Here is an 18,502-nt window from a genome sequence, read left to right on the forward strand (position 1 = left end):
CATTATGAAAAAAATATTTCTTTTTATTTTCATTACCGTTTCCTGCGCACTTCATGCACAGCATAAAACAGATGCACAGCTTCAGAACATTTTATCAAAAAATACAGATAGTCTTTTTCAAGCTGTTTTATCTCATCCTGATGAATACCGTTTACAAATAATCTACACACAAATCAACAGGGATAAAAACAACAAACCTTCTTTTACCAATTATTATTTTAATGTTGATCCCTTATTCTATTTCAATCCTGCATCAACCGTAAAACTTCCTTTGGCAGCTTTATCGCTGGAAAAGATGAATGAAATGAAAAAGCCGGGCATTAATAAGTTTACATCCATGCAATTTGACAGCGCTTACCCACGGCAGGAAAAAGAATTGTACGACAGTACATCTGAAAATAATTATCCTTCTATAGCACAGTTTATAAGAAAAGCATTTTTGATAAGTGATAACGATGCTTATAACCGTATGTACCAGTTTATTGGCCAGCAAAACATTAACCGGAAACTGCACGCAAAGGGCTATAAGCATACAAGAATTACAAGACAGTTCATGGGATACACGGATGATGAAAACCGGCATACCAATCCAATTGATTTTATTGATAAAGGCGGAAAGGCTATTTATCACCAGCCTATGCAATACAATACAGATTCATTCGATTATTCGCATACGGTGAAAATTGGCAAAGCGCATCTTAACAGTAATGATAGTTTAATAAACGAGCCGATAGATTTTACAAGGGTGAATAATCTTCCTTTAGAAGACCTGCAGCAAATATTGCAATCTATTTTATTTCCTTTATCGGTTACTGAAAAACAACGTTTCAATCTGCTAAAGGATGATTATGCTTTTCTAAAACAATTTTTATCGCAATTTCCGTCTGAAACAAATTATCCCAAATATGATACATCACAGTATTACGACAGCTATGTGAAATTCTTCTTTCAGGACAGCCTTCATCACTCAATGCCATCAAACATTCGTGTATTTAATAAAGTAGGCTGGGCTTACGGTTTTTTAACAGATGCCTCTTACGTGGCAGATTTTAATAATAATGTTGAGTTTATGCTGGCTGCAACACTATATGTAAACAGCGATGGCATTTTAAATGATAATAAATATGATTATGAAACAATTGGGCATCCGTTTCTTTACCAGCTTGGACAAACCATTTATAACTATGAATTAAAACGCAAAAGAAAATACAAATCTGATTTGAGCGATTTTATAATTCAATATGAAAAACGCAATCCTAATGATATAAGGCCTTCAATTAAAGATGCAGATAATTAAACAAAGGCAATACATTTGCTGTACTAAAAGTATGTTAGGTTGAATTAAATTATTGTGATGAAAAAATTATTGTTTGTAAAAGTATCCCTGCTGTTGTTTATTTCATTCTGCACATTTCATGTAAGCGCACAGAAACCGGTAAACTGGACAGACAAACAATTGATGCAGCCATCGGAACTGGCAAGCATTATAAAAAATAAAACAAATCAGGTTACCATCATCAGTGTAGGCCCTTTTAACACCATACCGGATGCAATAAATGTTGGCATGGTAAGCGAGGAAGAAAATATGGATAAATTTAAAACACAATTAAGCACTTTAAAGAAAGACGCAAAGGTTGTTGTTTACTGCGGCTGTTGCCCTTATGAACATTGCCCTAATGTGCGGCCGGCAATTGATGTTTTAAAACAAATGAAGTTTACAAATTTTTATCTTTTAAACCTTCCTGACAATCTTAAAATAGATTGGATAAATAAAGGTTATCCCGTTACGCAGTAATTTGGCAAACCTGTTATTCTATCCTTTTAACGAGGTAATAATTTTTTACAATTCGCTTATTATGTTGTTTACTTTCGGCAGGCACTTCATTTAAGTCAACCGTAGCAAGCTGCTTAAAGCTGTAATTATTAAAACTGTGCATTAATTCATTTGCTTTATTAGGGTAAACCAGCAATCCAAACCTAGTATCAGCAGGCATTTTAACTGAATTGTTATCGGATATATTTAACATCGGTTTTCCATAGCTCCAAATTATTTCAGGCACGAAATTATCTCCCTCATACGTTTGTATGTTATACTTTTTTTCAATGCCATGCAGCCTGGCTGCGTCAAAATAATTGCTGTTCGTGTAAAATATTTTTGATATGGGAATAAGTGTGGCTACAATACCGCACATAAAAAAAACAGCAGCATAAAACACCTGTATAAAATGTTTTCGTTTCAATCCTTTTATAATTACAAATGAGCAGGCAAAAGAAATCACAACAAGCAGTATGTACCAACCGATATAATTTCCCAGCTTCGCTTTCAATAAAAAAAAGCTAACGAACGGAACGGCCAATCCTATGAGCGCAATCAATCCAAAACTGAAATAAACAACCGCTTTTTCATATCTGCCTGTTATTTGTTTAAAAGAAAGCATCAGGTATTGAATATAAAAGCTCGTGTTCATTGCCAGCGGAATTAAAACAGGCATTATATAACGCACTTTTTTTTCAGGAATGAATGATAAAAGCAGCAGCGACGATATCGTCCACAAAAAAGAAAACGTATAAACTTTTACATTATTCACACGCTTACGCATATAGAAATACATGAGCGAAATGAAAGAAGGAATCGTCCACAGCCCGCTTTGCGTAAAGAAGCTCCAGTAATAGTAAAAAGGTTTTATCTCATAATTGCCCCAGTTTTGAGTTTGCTTTGACAAAGCTGTTCCGGCATAAGGATCAAAATATTTTACATAGAGCGGCCATGAAAGGCCAACGGCCAAACCGGCTGCAAGAACAATCAAACTCAGTAATAAATTTTTACCTGCTTTTTGCCGGTAAACAATAAAATAAGCAATCAGGAAAGAAAGAAATAACCCATACAATGAAACAGGGCCTTTGCTGAGAAAGGAACAGCCTATAAATAATGAAGACAGTATAACATTTAAAAAAACATTTTTAGGCTCATTCATTACTTTATACAGAAAATAAATGCCTGCTATCATAAATGCATGCGTATATATATCCCACTGGTTATCCCTGCCTGAAAAAAATATATAAAAAGAGGTGATAAGAATCAGCGATGCATGCAAAGGCTGGTTGTTTTCCGGTTGAAAACGTTTTACCAGCTTATAAAAAAAGTATACAAGCAGCACGCATACCAACACAACCGGCAAACGCAATACAAACATGTTTTGCATACCGCCTATCAGCATAAAAATTGCAGTTAGCCATGTTGGCAACGGCGGTTTTTCATAACGGGGCAAACCATTCATGGTTGTAAATATCCAGTGGCCATCATTTACCATTTCTCTTGCTGTTATGAGGTTCCTTGCCTCCATGATATTTGTTTGCACCAACCCAAGATGCACAAACAACATCAGTACTGAAACGGCCAGCAGTACAAGCATCGGGTATTTTTCAGCAAATGATTTCATGAATGTTTTTTAATAATTACAATGTTGCGGAAGTAAACGATAAAGCCCGTAAGCTGCCCGGCAAATAAAACAATATCTTTTCTAAACACGGCATACGTTAATATAAGGAAAGAGCCGGCAAGGCTTATGATCCAGAAACCTAAAGGTAAATGCGACTCCTTTCGTTTCTCTGAATATATCCATTGGTAAATAAATCTGCATGTAAACAGCAATTGCGAAACAATGCCAAGTATAAATAACCATGCAGGAATATTTTCATTGTGAAAAAGATTTATGCGGTCTTCAACCGTATTATTATAACCGTATATTAAAATGATAACAGGAAACAGGTAAATAAACAGGCGTAAAATTTTTGAAAACTTTTCCCACTGGTGCTGCAACTGCATATTACGTATATAAATATAATAAGTGATGGTTTGGCCAAGCATAATAGCAAAATCATCTCTTAAATATCCATATACAAACAACAGGAACGAAGCCAGCAGGCTAAACTCCCAGAATAAAACCGGCGTTAATACTTTCTTCTGTTTTTCAGACAAAATCCATTGCAGTAAAAGGCGGCTTGAAAATAATATCTGCGCCAGGGCTCCTATACCAATCACGATCCAGTTGCTCATAATTTCTTCTCGGCAATGGTGTAATTAATATATTTTCTTTTCATCCATAAATACGCAAAGCAGTCGCTTAGCGGGCCAATAAGCCTGTTCCATAAATGAAAATTCGATTTGCCCGCAACCCTTGGAAAAGCACGCACCGGGATTTGCATAATCTTACCTTTTTGCAATAAGATCATGGCCGGTAAAAAACGATGCAGGCCGTTGAACATGGGAATAGCTTTTGCCTTATCGGCTTTAATGATTTTTAAGGGGCAGCCGGTATCATCCATGCCATCATGCGTAAAACTGCGCCTTATGCCATTAGCAATTTTTGAAGATGCATTTTTAACAAAAGAATCTTTTCTGCCGGTGCGCACGCCGGTTACCAGGTCATATTCATTGCAGTAATCTGTCAGTATATTAAAGTCTTCAGGCGTGGTTTGCAGGTCGGCATCAATATAACCCACCCATTTTGTATCAGCGCAATCAAAGCCGGCTTTAATAGCGGCGCTCAGGCCACAGTTTTTTTCAAATGATATATAAGTAAAAAGAGGATTAGCATTACATATATCACGAATCATCTGCAGGCTGTTATCTTTCGATCCATCGTCTACAAACAGCACTTTGGAAGGAATTTTTGCCAAAGGAAAATAAGCTTCGAAAACCTCTTGCAGGCGTAGCAAGTTTTCTGCTTCATTATATACAGGAATAATTATAGCCAATTCCGGTTGTTTCATTCAGGTTTGTTTTTATATGGTCTCATGTAACCTCGTTATGCATCCTTTTATAATGATAAAATTACCATGCCCGGTTTCATTCAACTTATTATGACCGGCAAAATTAAAACATAACTAACTTGCGGCTTTTATTTTTAAGATGAAAATACTTGTTACAGGGGCGGCCGGATTTATAGGCTCGCATATGTCTGAGAAACTTGCCGATATGCAGCACGAAGTAATTGGTGTTGATAATTTATCTTCTTTTTACCCGAAAGATCTCAAAATGCTCAACCTTCAATCCATGCAGGATAAAGTTGCATTTATTGAAGCAGATCTTGTTAAACACGATGACTACAAATTATTACCCACAGACATAGAATATATTTTCCATTTTGCGGCACAACCTGGCTTATCTGAAAAATCGGGATTTGCTGAATATCTTTCAAATAATGTAACTGCTACTTACAATCTTATAGAATTTTCAAAGCAGTTAAAGCGCCTGAAATTTTTTGTTAATATTTCTACTTCTTCTGTTTACGGGTTAGATGCCACCAAGAATGAAACGGCTGTTCCCGAACCTGTTTCTTATTATGGCATTACAAAACTTGCAGCCGAACAATTAGTATTGGCTGAAAGCAGAAAGCAAACGCTGAATGCCTGTTCACTCAGGCTTTACTCTGTTTATGGGCCAAGGGAAAGGCCGGATAAGCTTTATACAAAACTCATTCGTTCTGCATTAACAAATGAACCATTTACATTGATTCAGGGTAGCCTGCAGCACAAACGCAGCTTTAGTTTTGTTGGCGATATTATCAATGGTATTGCAGCAGTTATAGGCAAAGAAGAAGCCGTAAACAATGAGATCATAAACATTGGAAACAGCATGCAATACACAACTCAACAGGGAATTGATACGGTTGAAGCATTAACAGGCAATGCAATAAAATTTGAAATTATACCGCCACGTACCGGCGATCAAACCACCACAAAAGCTGTTATAGATAAAGCAGCACGGTTGCTTTATTACAATCCTCAAACAAGTTTGAAGGAAGGTGTGCAGCAACAATTAAACTGGTTTAAGCTAAACTTTTTATAACTTTAAAGAGCGGGATTCTTTGTTTAAAGGATTTAAAACAATCAGCATAAACATAGCACTGCCGCCAAATTCCAGCAACTCGGCGCCCTTGCTATCGAACGTTAAAAATGATAAACCAAAAACAAGCAGGCAACCGATAATTTGATAAAGCCTCGCCACAGGGAAAGCTGCTCTGTCAATAAAATTTTTAAAGCCTGGTTTCTTATTATACAACCAGGGAATAACAATAAGATATATGGCAACACCGGCAACAAGCACATCGGTAAAAATTATTTTATTAAGCTTTTCGCCGCCTATAATCAGGTTATGAATATTTTCTTCATCCTGTGAATTATGTTCACGGAAATATTCAGAGGTTTCAAAACCAAAAATGCGCTGGCCCCAGCTTATCTCTTCACCCAAAATAAAAAAACTGCCTACAGCAATAAAGAGGTAAGTGAAAAAAAACCATACATTTTTTTTGCGGGCATATTTAAACAACAAAATGAGGCAGGTTAATGTTAGGATTGCAAGCGGGATTAAAGTAACATCTTCAATAAACCCATCTTCCACCACATAGGTTTCAAGAAACCACGTTTTATTTACCCAGGCGGCAATAATTCCTATAACCATCAGCACAAAAACAATACTTAAAACTATTTTTTCTAAACTGCTCAGTTTATTTTTTTGCATGGTGAAAGTTTAATATTCAGTCTGCAAATATCTACAAAATCATTGCAGGTAAATAACAAAATGGGGATTTTATAACGATTGAATATAATAGCCATTTACAGCAGTCCTTCATCTGCAAAGCTGTAATAACCATCTTCGCTTACAATAATATGGTCTAACACTTTTATATCAAAATAAGCAGCAGCCTCGTTTATTTTCTTCGTCAGTTCTTCATCGGCGCGGCTGGGTTTTAAACTGCCGCTCGGGTGGTTATGGCAGAGAATAATACTTGTGGCATCGTTTTCCAGGGCCTTCTTTAAAATAATACGCGGATCAGCAACCGTTCCGGTAATCCCGCCTTCACTTACAATCTCAGAATGTTTTATTTTATTGGCGCGGTTTAAATATACCACGGCAAAAATTTCGTGCTGCTTATATTGAAACTGCGCCCTCAGGTAAGCCGCAACGTCGCGGCTATGAATAACGATATCTAATTTCTTTGCTGCAACATCACGCCGCAACCCAAGTTCCAAAGCAGCAGTAATGGCAATGGCTTTTGCCTCGCCAATGCCTTTTACTTTTAATTTTAAAATTTCTTTTACAGATAGTTTTCCAAGCTTTTGTAAATCGTTATCCACGGCATTTAGCAGGCTTTTGGAAACATCCACCGCGCTTTTATCTTTTGTTCCGTTGTTAATGAGGATGGCTATCAGTTCTGCATTACTTAATACATGATAACCTTTTAGCAGTAGTTTTTCGCGGGGACGGTCGTCAACTGCCCAGTTTTTAATGGAAGATTCAGGCATTGTAAAAAATATGAAACTTCAAATTAGTATTTCTTTTTTGAATTTTTATCTTCGCCCCCTATTAAGCTATACTATGGGCCCTTCAGTAAAGATTTTTTCAGGTACCGGTTCGCAGGCACTCTGTGCTAAAATCACAAAGTGTTTTGGCGCTGCATCCGGTAAAGTAATTATTCAAAAGTTCAGCGACGGCGAGTTTCAGCCAATATTCCTTGAAAGCATTCGTGGCGATTACGTGTTTTTGGTACAAAGCACCTGCGCACCCACAGATAATTTAATGGAATTATTACTGATGATTGATGCCGCCAAACGCGCCAGCGCTTATAAAATAATTGCCGTTATTCCGTATTATGGTTATGCCAGGCAAGACAGGAAAGACCGGCCTCGTGTGGCCATAGGCTCCAAACTGGTTGCTTCGCTGCTGGAAAAAGCCGGCGCTACCCGTGTGATTACCATGGATTTGCATGCGCCGCAAATACAGGGTTTCTTTGATATACCGGTGGATCACCTCGACAGTTCGGCAATTTTTATACCTTATATAGAGAAACTTAACCTGCCAAACCTTACCTTTGCCGCCCCCGACGTGGGAAGTACCAACCGTGTAAGGGAAATTGCCAGCTATTTTAATGCAGAAATGGTTATTTGCGACAAGCATCGCAAACGCGCAAATGAAATAGCCAGCATGGTGCTGATAGGCGATGTGCAGGATAAAGATATTGTTTTGATTGACGATATTATTGATACCGGCGGTACACTGGCGAAAGCCGCAGCTCTTTTAAAAGAAAATGGTGCAAGAAGCGTAAGGGCATTATGCACACACCCGGTTTTAAGCGGCAACGCTTACCAGAATATTGAAAACAGTGTGCTGGAAGAACTGGTTGTTTGCGATACGATTCAGCTTAAAGAAAATGCTTCTTCCAAAATAAAGGTTATTTCTGTGGCCGATCTTTTTGCCATTGCAATAAGGAACGCTTACGAAAACAAGAGCATCACCAGCCTGTTTATACACTCGCAGATGAGGGATAAATAGTTGGGAGTGCTGCCATGAAATATGCAGCATGAGGGAGTGATCCGCCGCGGTGGAATGCCTTGAAATACAAAAGCTGATTAGAAAAAATATCATGCAAAAACCATTGGTTTTGCATTAGCGCTTTAATAATTAAATCTCAAAAAATGAAGACAATTACAATCGAAGGACAACTGAGGACCGAAATTGGCAAAAAAGCCACCCGCCAGCTTCGCTCTCAGGAACTGGTGCCTGGTGTAATTTACGGGGGTGCGCAGGAAGTAAATTTCTCTGCTCCGGCAAAGGCTTTCAAGCCTCTTGTTTACACATCAGAATTCCAGTTGGCAGAAGTAAAAGTGGATGGCAAATCTTATACCTGCATTTTAAAGGATTTGCAGTTTGATAAGGTTAAAGACAACCTGATCCACATTGACCTGCTGGAACTGGTTGAAAACAAAAAAGTAATAGCCAACCTGCCGCTTAAATTTGACGGTACGCCCATAGGTGTAAAAGAAGGTGGTAAGCTTATTACAAAAATGAAATCGCTGAAAGTAAAAACCCTTCCCAAACATTTAAGGGAAAACATTGAGGTTGACATAAGCGAGCTTAAACTGAATGAAAACATCCGCGTGGAAGATGTAAAAGCAGATAATATAGAGATTATGAATTCGCCCAGAATTCCCATTGCATCTGTAGTGCTTACACGCCAGTTGAAGCAGGAAGAAGCTGCTGCTGAAAAAGCAGCGCCAAAAGGAGAAGAAAAGAAAAAGTAATTTTTTCAATATTCTATCAGAGTCCCGCCTTGCTGCGGGACTTTTTATTTATTTTCAGTTATGCAGAAGTTTTTAATTGTTGGCCTGGGCAACCCGGGTAATGAATATCGCCATACCCGCCATAATATTGGTTTTGACGTAGTATCTGCATTTGCGCTGAAACATAACGGCATGTTTCAAACGGTGCGGCTGGCAGAAAAAGCAGAAGTGAAATGGAAGGGCAAATTATTTATTTGCATAAAGCCCACCACTTATATGAACCTGAGCGGAAAAGCTTTTAAATACTGGCTTGATGCAGAGAAAATCCCGCTGGAAAACACGCTCACCATTGTTGATGACCTGGCGCTTCCGGTAGACAGCCTGCGGTTAAGATCAGGCGGCAGCGATGGCGGCCATAATGGTTTAAGAGATATTCAGCTAATGCTGGGCACAGATAAATATCCCAAGCTGCGGTTTGGCATCGGCAATAATTATCCCAAGGGCATGCAGGCAGATTTTGTGCTGGCAAAATGGTTTCCGGAAGAACTGAAACTTATATGGAAGAAGATAGAATATTGCACAGAAGTGATTGAAAGTTTTTCAACCATCGGCATTGAAAAGGCCATGAATATGGTGAACGGAAAAAAATTTTCTATTGAAGAATAGTAAATCTATTTTACTATTTTTAGGCAGATAAAGATCAATCACTAAAACAAATTCATTCCCTATAAACCAAACTTGCATATATGAAAATCTTTTGCGTTGGAAGAAATTATGCAGAGCATGCCAGAGAGTTAAAGAACGAAGTTCCTCCGGAACCTGTTATTTTTCTTAAACCCAAGAGCGCTTTGCTAACGCCCGGTTTCCAGTTTTATTATCCAGAATTCACCAATGAACTACACTATGAAGCCGAACTGGTTTTATATATTTCAAAAAACGGCAAGTATATTCCGGAAGAACAGGCGACTAGGTATTATGACCGTATTTCGGTGGGAATAGATTTTACAGCCAGGGATATCCAGGCTGAATTAAAGAAAAAAGGGCTGCCCTGGGAAAAAGCCAAAGCATGGGATGGTTCTGCGGTGGTTGGACGAATGCACGAATTAACAGCCGATATGCTGAAAAAACCTATTGAATTTTCTTTAGAAGTGAATAACGAACTTGTTCAGCAGGGCAATAGCAACGATATGCTCTTTTCCTTTGACCGTATTATTGCAGATATATCGCAATACTTCGCCCTAAACATAGGAGATCTTATTTTTACCGGCACGCCAGCCGGCGTGGGGGAATGTGTGGTTGGCGATGTGCTGATTGGCCATCTTGGCAATGAGAAAGTATTTGAGTTTGAAATAAAATAATTAATAGCCCCTTCCTGTCATATTTTCTGCAGTAATTTGATATTTGTGCTATGCTCGACAATGCGATTCTTGCCAAAGCCTTCAGGCTAATGGTAACTGCACGCTGTATGGCCGATATTTATGAGGCCAACAGGCAGGTTTGTAAATACGTTCACTCTACATCAAAAGGTCATGAAGCATTGCAAATTGCAACCGGCCTGCAACTGATGCCCTGTGATTTTGTAAGCCCGTATTACCGAGATGACAGTTTATTGCTTTCGCTTGGTTTCACACCACACCAGTTAATGTTGCAGTTACTGGCCAAAGCTGATGATCCTTTCTCCGGCGGCCGTTCTTATTATGCGCATGCCAGCAGCAATGTTGCAGATAAACCTAAAATTATCCATCAAAGCAGCGCTACCGGCATGCAGGCCATACCCACCACCGGCATTGCACAAGGCGTTAAACATCTCGAACAATACCTGCCGCATCTTTTGCAAAAAGGCAGCAATAACGAAAACCCTGTTGTGGTTTGCAGCTTTGGCGATTACAGTATTACAGAAGGTGAGGTAAGTGAAGCTTTGCAGTTTGCCGCGCTGAAACATTTACCTGTTATTTATCTCGTGCAGGATAACGAGTGGGGCATCAGCACTACGGCAAGGGAAGGCCGCGCTATGAATGCTTTTGATTTTGCAATGGGTTATAAAGGCCTTGAACGGTTAAAGGTTGACGGCAGCGTTTTTGAATATGCCTATGGCGCTATGAACTATGCTATTGATTTTGTGCGCAGGGAACGCAAGCCCATTTTGGTGCATGCAAAAGTGCCATTGCTTAACCACCATACCAGCGGCGTGCGCAAAGAGTTTTACCGCAGCAAAGAAGACCTTGAACGCCACCAGGCGCACGACCCTTATTTAAAGTTTAAAAATTATCTCCTTGAAAATGGTTTTGTTGAAAGCCATATCGGGCAAATGGAAAAAGAAGTTTTTGAAGAAGTGCAACAGGCTTTTGAAAAAGCAAAACAGGCGGAAGACCCCGCTCCTCTTTCCGTTACATTGAATGTTTTTGCGGAAACACCCGTTAAAGACGAACGCGGCACACGTGAACCTGCGAATAGTGAAAAGATATTAATGGTTGATGCAGGTTTGCATGCTATTGAAGAATTAATGCAGGATGATGAACGTTGCCTTTTATACGGCCAAGATGTTGGCAAAAGATTGGGCGGTGTATTTCGCGAAACCGCAACGCTGGCAGATAAATTTGGTATGCACCGCGTTTTTAATACCGCTATACAAGAAGCTTATATTATCGGTTCAACCGCAGGCATGAGCGCTGTGGGCTTAAGGCCTATTGTTGAAGTACAGTTTGGCGATTATATCTACCCCGGTTTAAACCAACTGGTATGCGAAATTGCAAAATCAAATTACTTAACCAATGGCAAATACCCGGTAAGTATGGTATTGCGTGTGCCGGTGGGCGCTTATGGCGGCGGCGGTCCATATCACAGCGGCTGCGTGGAATCAACGCTGCTTTCCATTAAAGGCATAAAAGTTTGCTATCCGTCCAATGCAGCAGATATGAAAGGCTTGATGAAGGCTGCTTATTACGATCCCAATCCTGTTGTTATACTTGAACATAAAGGCTTGTACTGGAGTAAAGTGCCCGGTACAGAAGATGCTAAAACCCTGGAGCCTGCAAAAGATTATATACTGCCGCTTGGCAAGGGCAACATTATTTTACAGGCTGATGAAGAAATGGTAAACAATGGCGAATCTGTTTGCATCATCACTTATGGAATGGGTGTTTACTGGGCTAAAGCTGCAGCAAAATATTTTAAAGGCAATGTTGAAATAATTGATTTGAGAACATTATATCCTATGGATGAGGCACTCGTTTTCTCAACGGTAAAAAAACATGGTAAATGCCTCGTGCTTACTGAAGAGCAGCAAACCAATTCTTTCGCAGAAGCACTTGCACACCGCATTAATCATAATTGCTTTACCTGGCTGGATGCGCCTGTTGAAGCATTTGGCGCTTTGGATTTACCGGCAGTGCCTATCAATATAAACCTTGAAAAAGCCATGTTGCCAACAGCAGAAAAAGTAAAAGAAAGAATTGAAATGTTATTGAATAAATGATTTTCAATTTTCTAAACCGGGCTTTGCAAAGCATCATGTTATTTCAGTTCATTATCAAAAAAATAATACGCTTATGGATTATTAAAAAAATTGCATCATAGAAGTTTTGACACCTAAAAAGCTTGCTATGAAAGTATCTCTATTCACATTCATTACATTTGTTATAGCTCACTCTTTACAAGCCCAGCCTTTAAAAAAATACTCTTTATCAGGAGAGATTAAAGGAGAAGATACAGGAACAATTTACCTTAGATATTTTGATGCAGGGATAAGGAATGTTGAAACTGCCAGAATTCAAAATGGGCAATTTCAATTCAATGGGTTTATATCAGAACCCGTATTGGCATCAATTACTGATAATAAACAAACAATTGACGGCAGGCAAAATGCTTATAAAGGATTTTATATGGATCCCGCGGCAATGACAATTATACTTATTGCCAATGATTTTAAAAATGCTAAGTTAACCGGAAGCAAAACAAATGATGACTGGCTTCTTTTATCAGAGAAAACTGACGAATTGTACAGCAAGTTTTATAAACTTAAGAATGCATTCGCTGAAGACTTATCTGAAAAACAGAAAGATTCGCTTGACCTGTACAGCAAAAAAATAGCTGGTATAAACATTAATTTTTCTAAAAAAAATCCACGTTCAATAATAGCGGTCAAAGCCATTTCAGCTGTAAGTCTTGTACAGGTTTCTAATGACTCCATTTTACATTTATTAGACAATCTTGATACCTCTATAAAGAAAACCTATTCATTTCAAACATTAAAACAAAATATCCGGTATGCAATTAATTCCGGAATAAACCATGCAGCTCCTGACTTTACACGTCAAGATGCAAATAGCAAGAAGCTGCGTTTATCTGATTTTAAAGGTAAATATGTATTACTTGATTTTTGGGCAAGCTGGTGCGTGCCTTGCAGAAAACAAACACCGCATATTAAAAATATTTATAAACAATATCATTCCAAAGGTTTAGAAATTATTGTTGTTTCCTGTGATGCAAAATATGATGCCTGGCATAAAGCAATTAAACAGGACAGCATTGAATCATTCCACAATATCCTTGCTTTTACAAACAGTGACATGGAGTTTTTAAAAACCCATGACAATAGAATGGAAGCAAGTTTTAAGGGCGAATTGAGAAAATTATATAACCCTATGCCTATACCTGCACAGATATTAATTGATAAGGATGGAATAATAATTGGCCGGTATTCCTTGTATGATAATACAACGGATGAGGGCATGGACAAAAAGCTATCAGAAATATTTTCAGTAGATAAAGAGTAATCTTTTTATTTCTCTTTTGATAATGAAAACGGAAAGCTCTCTTTATGCGTTCCCCGTTGTTTATCAGGCGCGGCCTGCATATTAAAATTAATAGTTGCGCCCTGCATTAAAGCGGCATGATCAAACCAGTTGTAATTATAAGGTTTGCCATTTAATGTAATGTTGCTTACATATATATTCTTAGCGCTGTTGGCCGGTGCATTAATTACAACATCTTTTCCATTTTCAAGATGCAATGTTGCCTTCTTAAATAAGGGCGCGCCAATAACATATTGTGCACTCGTTGGACAAACCGGATAAAAGCCTAACGCTGAAAACACGTACCACGCAGAAGTCTGGCCATTATCTTCATCGCCGCAATAACCGTCGGGTGTGGCTTTATATAATTTCTTCATGGTTTCGCGGGCCCAATATTGTGTTTTCCATGGCTCACCTGCATAATTATATAAATAAATCATGTGCTGGATAGGCTGGTTGCCATGTGCATACTGACCCATACCGGCTATCTGCATTTCACGTATTTCATGTATTACGCCACCATAATAACTATCATCAAAAACCGGTGGCATAGAGAAGATGGAATCAAGTGTTTGCGTAAACTTTTTTGCACCGCCCATTAAATTAACCAAGCCCTGCACATCGTGAAAAACACTCCAGCTATAATGCCAGCTATTGCCTTCGGTGAAAGCATCGCCCCATTTAAAAGGGCTGAATGGCGATTGAAAAGAACCGTCTTTATTCTTGCCACGCATCAGCCCTGATGAAGCATCAAACAAATTTTTATAGTTCATGCTTCTTTGCTTATAAAGATTAACAACAGAGTCTGGTTTGTTCAAAGCTTTTGCCAATTGATAAATAGAAAAATCATCATAAGCATATTCCAGTGTTCTTGCTGCATTTTCATTAATGCCCACATTGTAAGGCACATAGCCTAAAGTATTATAATATTCAACGCCGGTTCTGCCGGTAGCTCTCGGGCCTTCAGCATTGGCGCCGTGCACAAGCGCCTCAAACAAAGTTTCAATATCATAACCACGTAAGCCTTTTAAATAAGCTTCGGCCACAACTGATGCAGAGTTATTACCCACCATTACGGCAGCATAGCCGGGGCTGCTCCATTCAGGCAGCCATCCGCCTTCTTTATAATCATTGATCAAACCTTCCTGCATTTCTTTTACAATAGATGGATACATTAAATTTAAGAAAGGATATAATGCACGAAATGTATCCCAGAAGCCAGTGCCGGCAAACATATAGCCATCAAGCGTTTCACCGGTATATGGACTCCAGTGAATGATTTTGTTATCTTTATTGATTTCATACAATTTGTTTGGGAAAAATAGCATGCGGTACAGGCAGGAATAAAATGTTCTTGTTTCATCTATAGTGCCACCACTTATTTGTATACGGCCCAATGTTTTATTCCATATATCTTTTGCTTTTGATTTGAGCGTATTAAAATCATCATTCCCCTGTTCACGCCGCAGGTTTAACTCTGCCTGTTCAAAGCTGATGAATGATGATGCTATTTTTACATGTACCACTTCACCTTTGTTTGTTTTAAATCCAACAACACCTAATGCGTGATTGGTTGTTGTTTCAAGGCCCTTATTTAAAACGCTGTCATTATAGGTTTGTGCAATGGTGATGGGTTTATCAACATATATAACAAAATAATTTCTGAAATTTTTTAAAGGCCCCCTTGCATATTTTGTGGAATAGCCGATAATCTTTTTTTCACCGGGAATTATTTTGATATAAGAACCTTTATCGAAAGCATCAATTACAAGGGTTGAGCTATCGCCTGACGGAAATGTAATCCTGAATTGTGCGCTGCGTTCCGTTGGAACAATTTCAGTGGTAACATCAGCATCTGCCAAATAAACTTTATAGTAATAAGATGTTGACACTTCTGTTTTATGTGAAAACCAGCTTGCCCTTTTATCCTGGTCAACTTTAATACTTCCCGTAACCGGCATAATACTGAATACACCATAATCATTCATCCATGGCGATGGCTGATGCGTTTGCTTAAAACCTCTTATTTTAATAGCATCATACGTGTATTGCCAGCCATTACCGTTCTCGCCGGTTTGGGGCGTCCAGAAATTCATCCCCCATGGCAAGGCCACTGCCGGGTAAGTGTTGCCATTTGATAACTGGAAATTTGATTGCGTACCCATAAGCGGGTTTACATAGTCAACAAGGCTTGTGGCATTATCAATTGCCTGCGCCGTTGCCGCTTTACATGCAAAGAGGAACAGGAGGCTGGTAATAATTCTCTTCATTAAAATAATTGAGTGTATAAAAAAATTTGTGCTGCATGATATGTTCTGACACGGACTCCTGTAATACGAAGCTGTTTAAAATTAATGTTTGCTGCAAAGTCAATAAGACACGTGTTTTAAAACCAGGTTTATCTAAGTTCCTGAATAGCCGGGCTTGCAGCATATTGCGACCACAATTCATCCACTGTTTTACCGGTTATTTTTTCCCAGAAAGTATTGTCATAAATATTATCACGCATTGCTGTATTAAGCTTTTTTACAAAGTCCTTATCATATTTATTTACAATCCACACAAAGAAACGCGCTGTGATGCGATAACTATTTGTATAAGACTGACCGGCATTAAACGGCGTTAACGACCAGTTCGCTGATGCATTATTAACGCCTAATGTATAACGCACAAAATCAGCGATGCCTTCCGTAACCCACGAGGGCAGAGAATGGTTCCTGTATGCTTGTACAATATGCATGACTTCGTGTGTAACCACATCTATATCATTTGGATTTTGTTCGTACCATTTTGGATTGAAACGTGTAAGGCTGTCTCCGGAAGCCGCAACACCCGTATATTCAGGATCGATCACAAAGGTTACCTGCTTCGGGGCAAGGGGATTATATATGGCTACTTCTTCAGGATAAACCTTAAAGAAAGCATCGATCATTTTTTCCTTCGTGCTATCCGGGAAGGTTTGATATTTATTTATAAATATCAGCTTGTACCCATTTTTATGAATCGTATCATTTGAGACAATTCCTTCTTTACTTATGTACGACCAGTCATTTACAAAGTCTGGCTGTTTGGTTTGTGTAGTTGGAGTGGGCACGTGCGTGTCGTTTATCTTTTTCATATAACGTGCGACAAAAGGATCTGCGAACATAGCATCTCTCACATCGAAATATCCATCAGGTATTTTGATATTCTCATTAATAAGTTTACGGGCAATATTTGCAGGAATTACCAAATCGGTTGTTACACCACGTTGCCAGCCCAGAGCATCATTAAGATATTTTGTAAATACCGGGACCAGGATATAACACATTGAAATATCCTTGTATTTATTCAGGATTTCATCAACTTCTTTTTGATTATTAGTAATAATACTTTTTAGCTGCGCGTGATTATTTCTTTCCTCATAAATATTTTTTAACAACGATGCCTGCCGCTCATTAACATCTTCCCACTTATTATATAAAGAATGATAAACCAATGCAATGGTCTCAATTGTACCGCCTATACGATTTAAGGAATCCTGAAATTGCTTATCGTGCAAAAGAGGCGCGAACAATTGGTTCAGGTTATCATCCGCATTTAAAACATTTAAATAACTTGGATATGCCTGCGCTATGGAAGCCGTTTCGCCGTCTTGCAACCCGTGTAAAAAATCAAAATAAGATACAGGCAGTTCAACGGATTTAAATTGCTGATCTGCTTGTTTCATATAAATATTATAGCTAAGCAGGTATTGATATGTTGCATATTTTATATCCAGCTTATGCATCTGATAGATTGCCGGGCTAATTGTTTTTGTTGCATAAATAGAATCAAGCACTGCCTCCGCTTTTCTTTGCCCTGCGAGGAAATATTTTTTATACTGTTCGGGCGGCGCTCCTTTAATCTCCCCTAAATAATCTGCCGGATCAGACAAGTAAACCTGCTTTGTTTCTCTAAGAAATTGATCTTCTCTGGCTAATGCTGCACCGTTACCGCCAAAAACAATTTCATGATTAGATTTTATAATGACAAAAAGATGGCCGCCCGGCATAACATAAGGAAACACTGGTTGAACAGGCGTAAACGCCAGTAAAACTGTTGGGTTCGTTTGCGGTATTTCAACAGAAAAATAACCATCCGGCTGAATGGTTACAAGATAAAGTTTTTGCTGGCCTTCAAATAACTGATCTGAAGTAACAATGAAGTTTTTTGCATCGCCATCATAATCGGCAATCAACCCGGAAAAATATATAAGGCCTTCTTTGAAAACCGGCGCAGTAAATTCCGGCAGATCATGTGCAACATAACAACCGGATAATTTATTTGTACAAGCTGCCGATTCACCATCAGAAGGGTTGACTACAATTGTTGATTTTTTTATTTTAATATTCAGCGCAATCTTTTGCCCACTATTATTAATAATTTCAATAAATGCCTCTGTGCCTTTCTTTCTAACGGCAGCGTACTTCCAAACCTGTTCGCGGTACACAACAGCTTTATTGTAAAACCCGTATAGCAAATCTCCGTTTTTCTTATTGTACCATTCGCCATACAACTCAGCGGGAACAGTATCTTTCGACAGGTTTTGACCAAATGTTTGCACAGCAATAAAACATAGAACAATAAACAAAATCTTCTTTACCATAGCTTGCATTTAAATTTTG

The 18,502-nt window shown here is 38.6% G+C and carries 16 protein-coding genes; 9 read left to right on the forward strand and 7 right to left on the reverse strand.

From position 1 onward, the window contains the following. The first annotated feature begins 4 nt into the window (after positions 1–4). Together ACTHN6_RS18995 and ACTHN6_RS19000 are read left to right on the forward strand one after the other, a co-directional pair. Positions 5–1,297 (forward strand): serine hydrolase, encoded by a 1,293-nt coding sequence (locus tag ACTHN6_RS18995; protein ID WP_440437357.1) that lies wholly within the window; start codon positions 5–7, stop codon positions 1,295–1,297. 57 nt (positions 1,298–1,354) lie between these two features. Beyond that, positions 1,355–1,795 (forward strand): rhodanese-like domain-containing protein, encoded by a 441-nt coding sequence (locus ACTHN6_RS19000; protein ID WP_440437358.1) that lies wholly within the window; start codon positions 1,355–1,357, stop codon positions 1,793–1,795. A 13-nt stretch (positions 1,796–1,808) separates the two neighbouring features. Here the strand turns inward: ACTHN6_RS19000 and ACTHN6_RS19005 are convergent, their stop codons facing one another. Genes ACTHN6_RS19005 through ACTHN6_RS19015 form a run of 3 tightly spaced genes read right to left on the reverse strand, consistent with a single transcriptional unit; the run spans position 1,809 to position 4,773 of the window. Next, entirely contained in the window at positions 1,809–3,440 is a 1,632-nt protein-coding gene (locus ACTHN6_RS19005; protein WP_440437359.1) for an ArnT family glycosyltransferase, read from the reverse strand. After that, positions 3,437–4,057 (reverse strand): lipid-A-disaccharide synthase N-terminal domain-containing protein, encoded by a 621-nt coding sequence (locus ACTHN6_RS19010; protein ID WP_440437360.1) that lies wholly within the window; start codon positions 4,055–4,057, stop codon positions 3,437–3,439. Before ACTHN6_RS19010 ends, ACTHN6_RS19005 begins: the two co-directional genes overlap by 4 nt. After that, positions 4,054–4,773 (reverse strand): glycosyltransferase family 2 protein, encoded by a 720-nt coding sequence (locus ACTHN6_RS19015; protein ID WP_440437361.1) that lies wholly within the window; start codon positions 4,771–4,773, stop codon positions 4,054–4,056. The genes ACTHN6_RS19010 and ACTHN6_RS19015 overlap by 4 nt, the downstream gene beginning before the upstream one ends. Before the next feature lie 139 nt (positions 4,774–4,912). On the opposite strand from ACTHN6_RS19015, the gene ACTHN6_RS19020 reads away from it, so the two are divergent. Then, positions 4,913–5,851, forward strand: coding sequence for an NAD-dependent epimerase/dehydratase family protein (locus tag ACTHN6_RS19020; RefSeq protein WP_440437362.1), 939 nt, complete (start codon positions 4,913–4,915; stop codon positions 5,849–5,851). On the opposite strand, the gene ACTHN6_RS19025 is transcribed toward ACTHN6_RS19020, so the two are convergent. Continuing rightward, complete coding sequence (locus ACTHN6_RS19025) at positions 5,846–6,523, reverse strand: hypothetical protein (RefSeq protein WP_440437363.1); 678 nt, start codon at positions 6,521–6,523, stop codon at positions 5,846–5,848. The genes ACTHN6_RS19020 and ACTHN6_RS19025 overlap by 6 nt on opposite strands. Before the next feature lie 95 nt (positions 6,524–6,618). Next, positions 6,619–7,308: a RadC family protein gene (gene radC, locus ACTHN6_RS19030; RefSeq protein WP_440437364.1), complete on the reverse strand. Its 690-nt coding sequence runs from the start codon at positions 7,306–7,308 to the stop codon at positions 6,619–6,621. A gap of 10 nt (positions 7,309–7,318) precedes the next feature. Here radC and ACTHN6_RS19035 point away from each other — a divergent pair, with 10 nt between their 5' ends. The 6 genes from ACTHN6_RS19035 (at position 7,319) to ACTHN6_RS19060 (ending at position 13,838) form a co-directional block, all read left to right on the forward strand. Continuing rightward, positions 7,319–8,335 carry a ribose-phosphate pyrophosphokinase gene (locus ACTHN6_RS19035; RefSeq protein ID WP_440437365.1) on the forward strand — a complete coding sequence of 339 codons (1,017 nt, stop codon included), beginning with the start codon at positions 7,319–7,321 and terminating at the stop codon, positions 8,333–8,335. A gap of 143 nt (positions 8,336–8,478) precedes the next feature. Next, entirely contained in the window at positions 8,479–9,084 is a 606-nt protein-coding gene (locus ACTHN6_RS19040; RefSeq protein ID WP_440437366.1) for a 50S ribosomal protein L25, read from the forward strand. 60 nt (positions 9,085–9,144) lie between these two features. Beyond that, positions 9,145–9,729 (forward strand): aminoacyl-tRNA hydrolase, encoded by a 585-nt coding sequence (gene pth, locus ACTHN6_RS19045; RefSeq protein WP_440437367.1) that lies wholly within the window; start codon positions 9,145–9,147, stop codon positions 9,727–9,729. An 80-nt stretch (positions 9,730–9,809) separates the two neighbouring features. Continuing rightward, complete coding sequence (locus tag ACTHN6_RS19050; RefSeq protein ID WP_440437368.1) at positions 9,810–10,421, forward strand: fumarylacetoacetate hydrolase family protein; 612 nt, start codon at positions 9,810–9,812, stop codon at positions 10,419–10,421. A gap of 50 nt (positions 10,422–10,471) precedes the next feature. Then, a complete protein-coding gene (locus ACTHN6_RS19055) occupies positions 10,472–12,538 on the forward strand; it encodes an alpha-ketoacid dehydrogenase subunit alpha/beta (protein ID WP_440437369.1) in 2,067 nt (688 codons plus the stop codon). Between the two features lie 127 nt (positions 12,539–12,665). After that, positions 12,666–13,838 (forward strand): redoxin domain-containing protein, encoded by a 1,173-nt coding sequence (locus tag ACTHN6_RS19060; RefSeq protein ID WP_440437370.1) that lies wholly within the window; start codon positions 12,666–12,668, stop codon positions 13,836–13,838. A 5-nt stretch (positions 13,839–13,843) separates the two neighbouring features. On the opposite strand, the gene ACTHN6_RS19065 is transcribed toward ACTHN6_RS19060, so the two are convergent. Together ACTHN6_RS19065 and ACTHN6_RS19070 are read right to left on the reverse strand one after the other, a co-directional pair. Further along, positions 13,844–16,126, reverse strand: coding sequence for a GH92 family glycosyl hydrolase (locus ACTHN6_RS19065; protein WP_440437371.1), 2,283 nt, complete (start codon positions 16,124–16,126; stop codon positions 13,844–13,846). A gap of 128 nt (positions 16,127–16,254) precedes the next feature. After that, positions 16,255–18,483, reverse strand: a complete 2,229-nt coding sequence (locus tag ACTHN6_RS19070; protein ID WP_440437372.1) for a basic secretory protein-like protein — start codon at positions 18,481–18,483, stop codon at positions 16,255–16,257. Positions 18,484–18,502 lie beyond the last annotated feature (19 nt).

The organism is Parafilimonas sp., assembly GCF_051953455.1.
Classification (GTDB): domain Bacteria; phylum Bacteroidota; class Bacteroidia; order Chitinophagales; family Chitinophagaceae; genus Parafilimonas.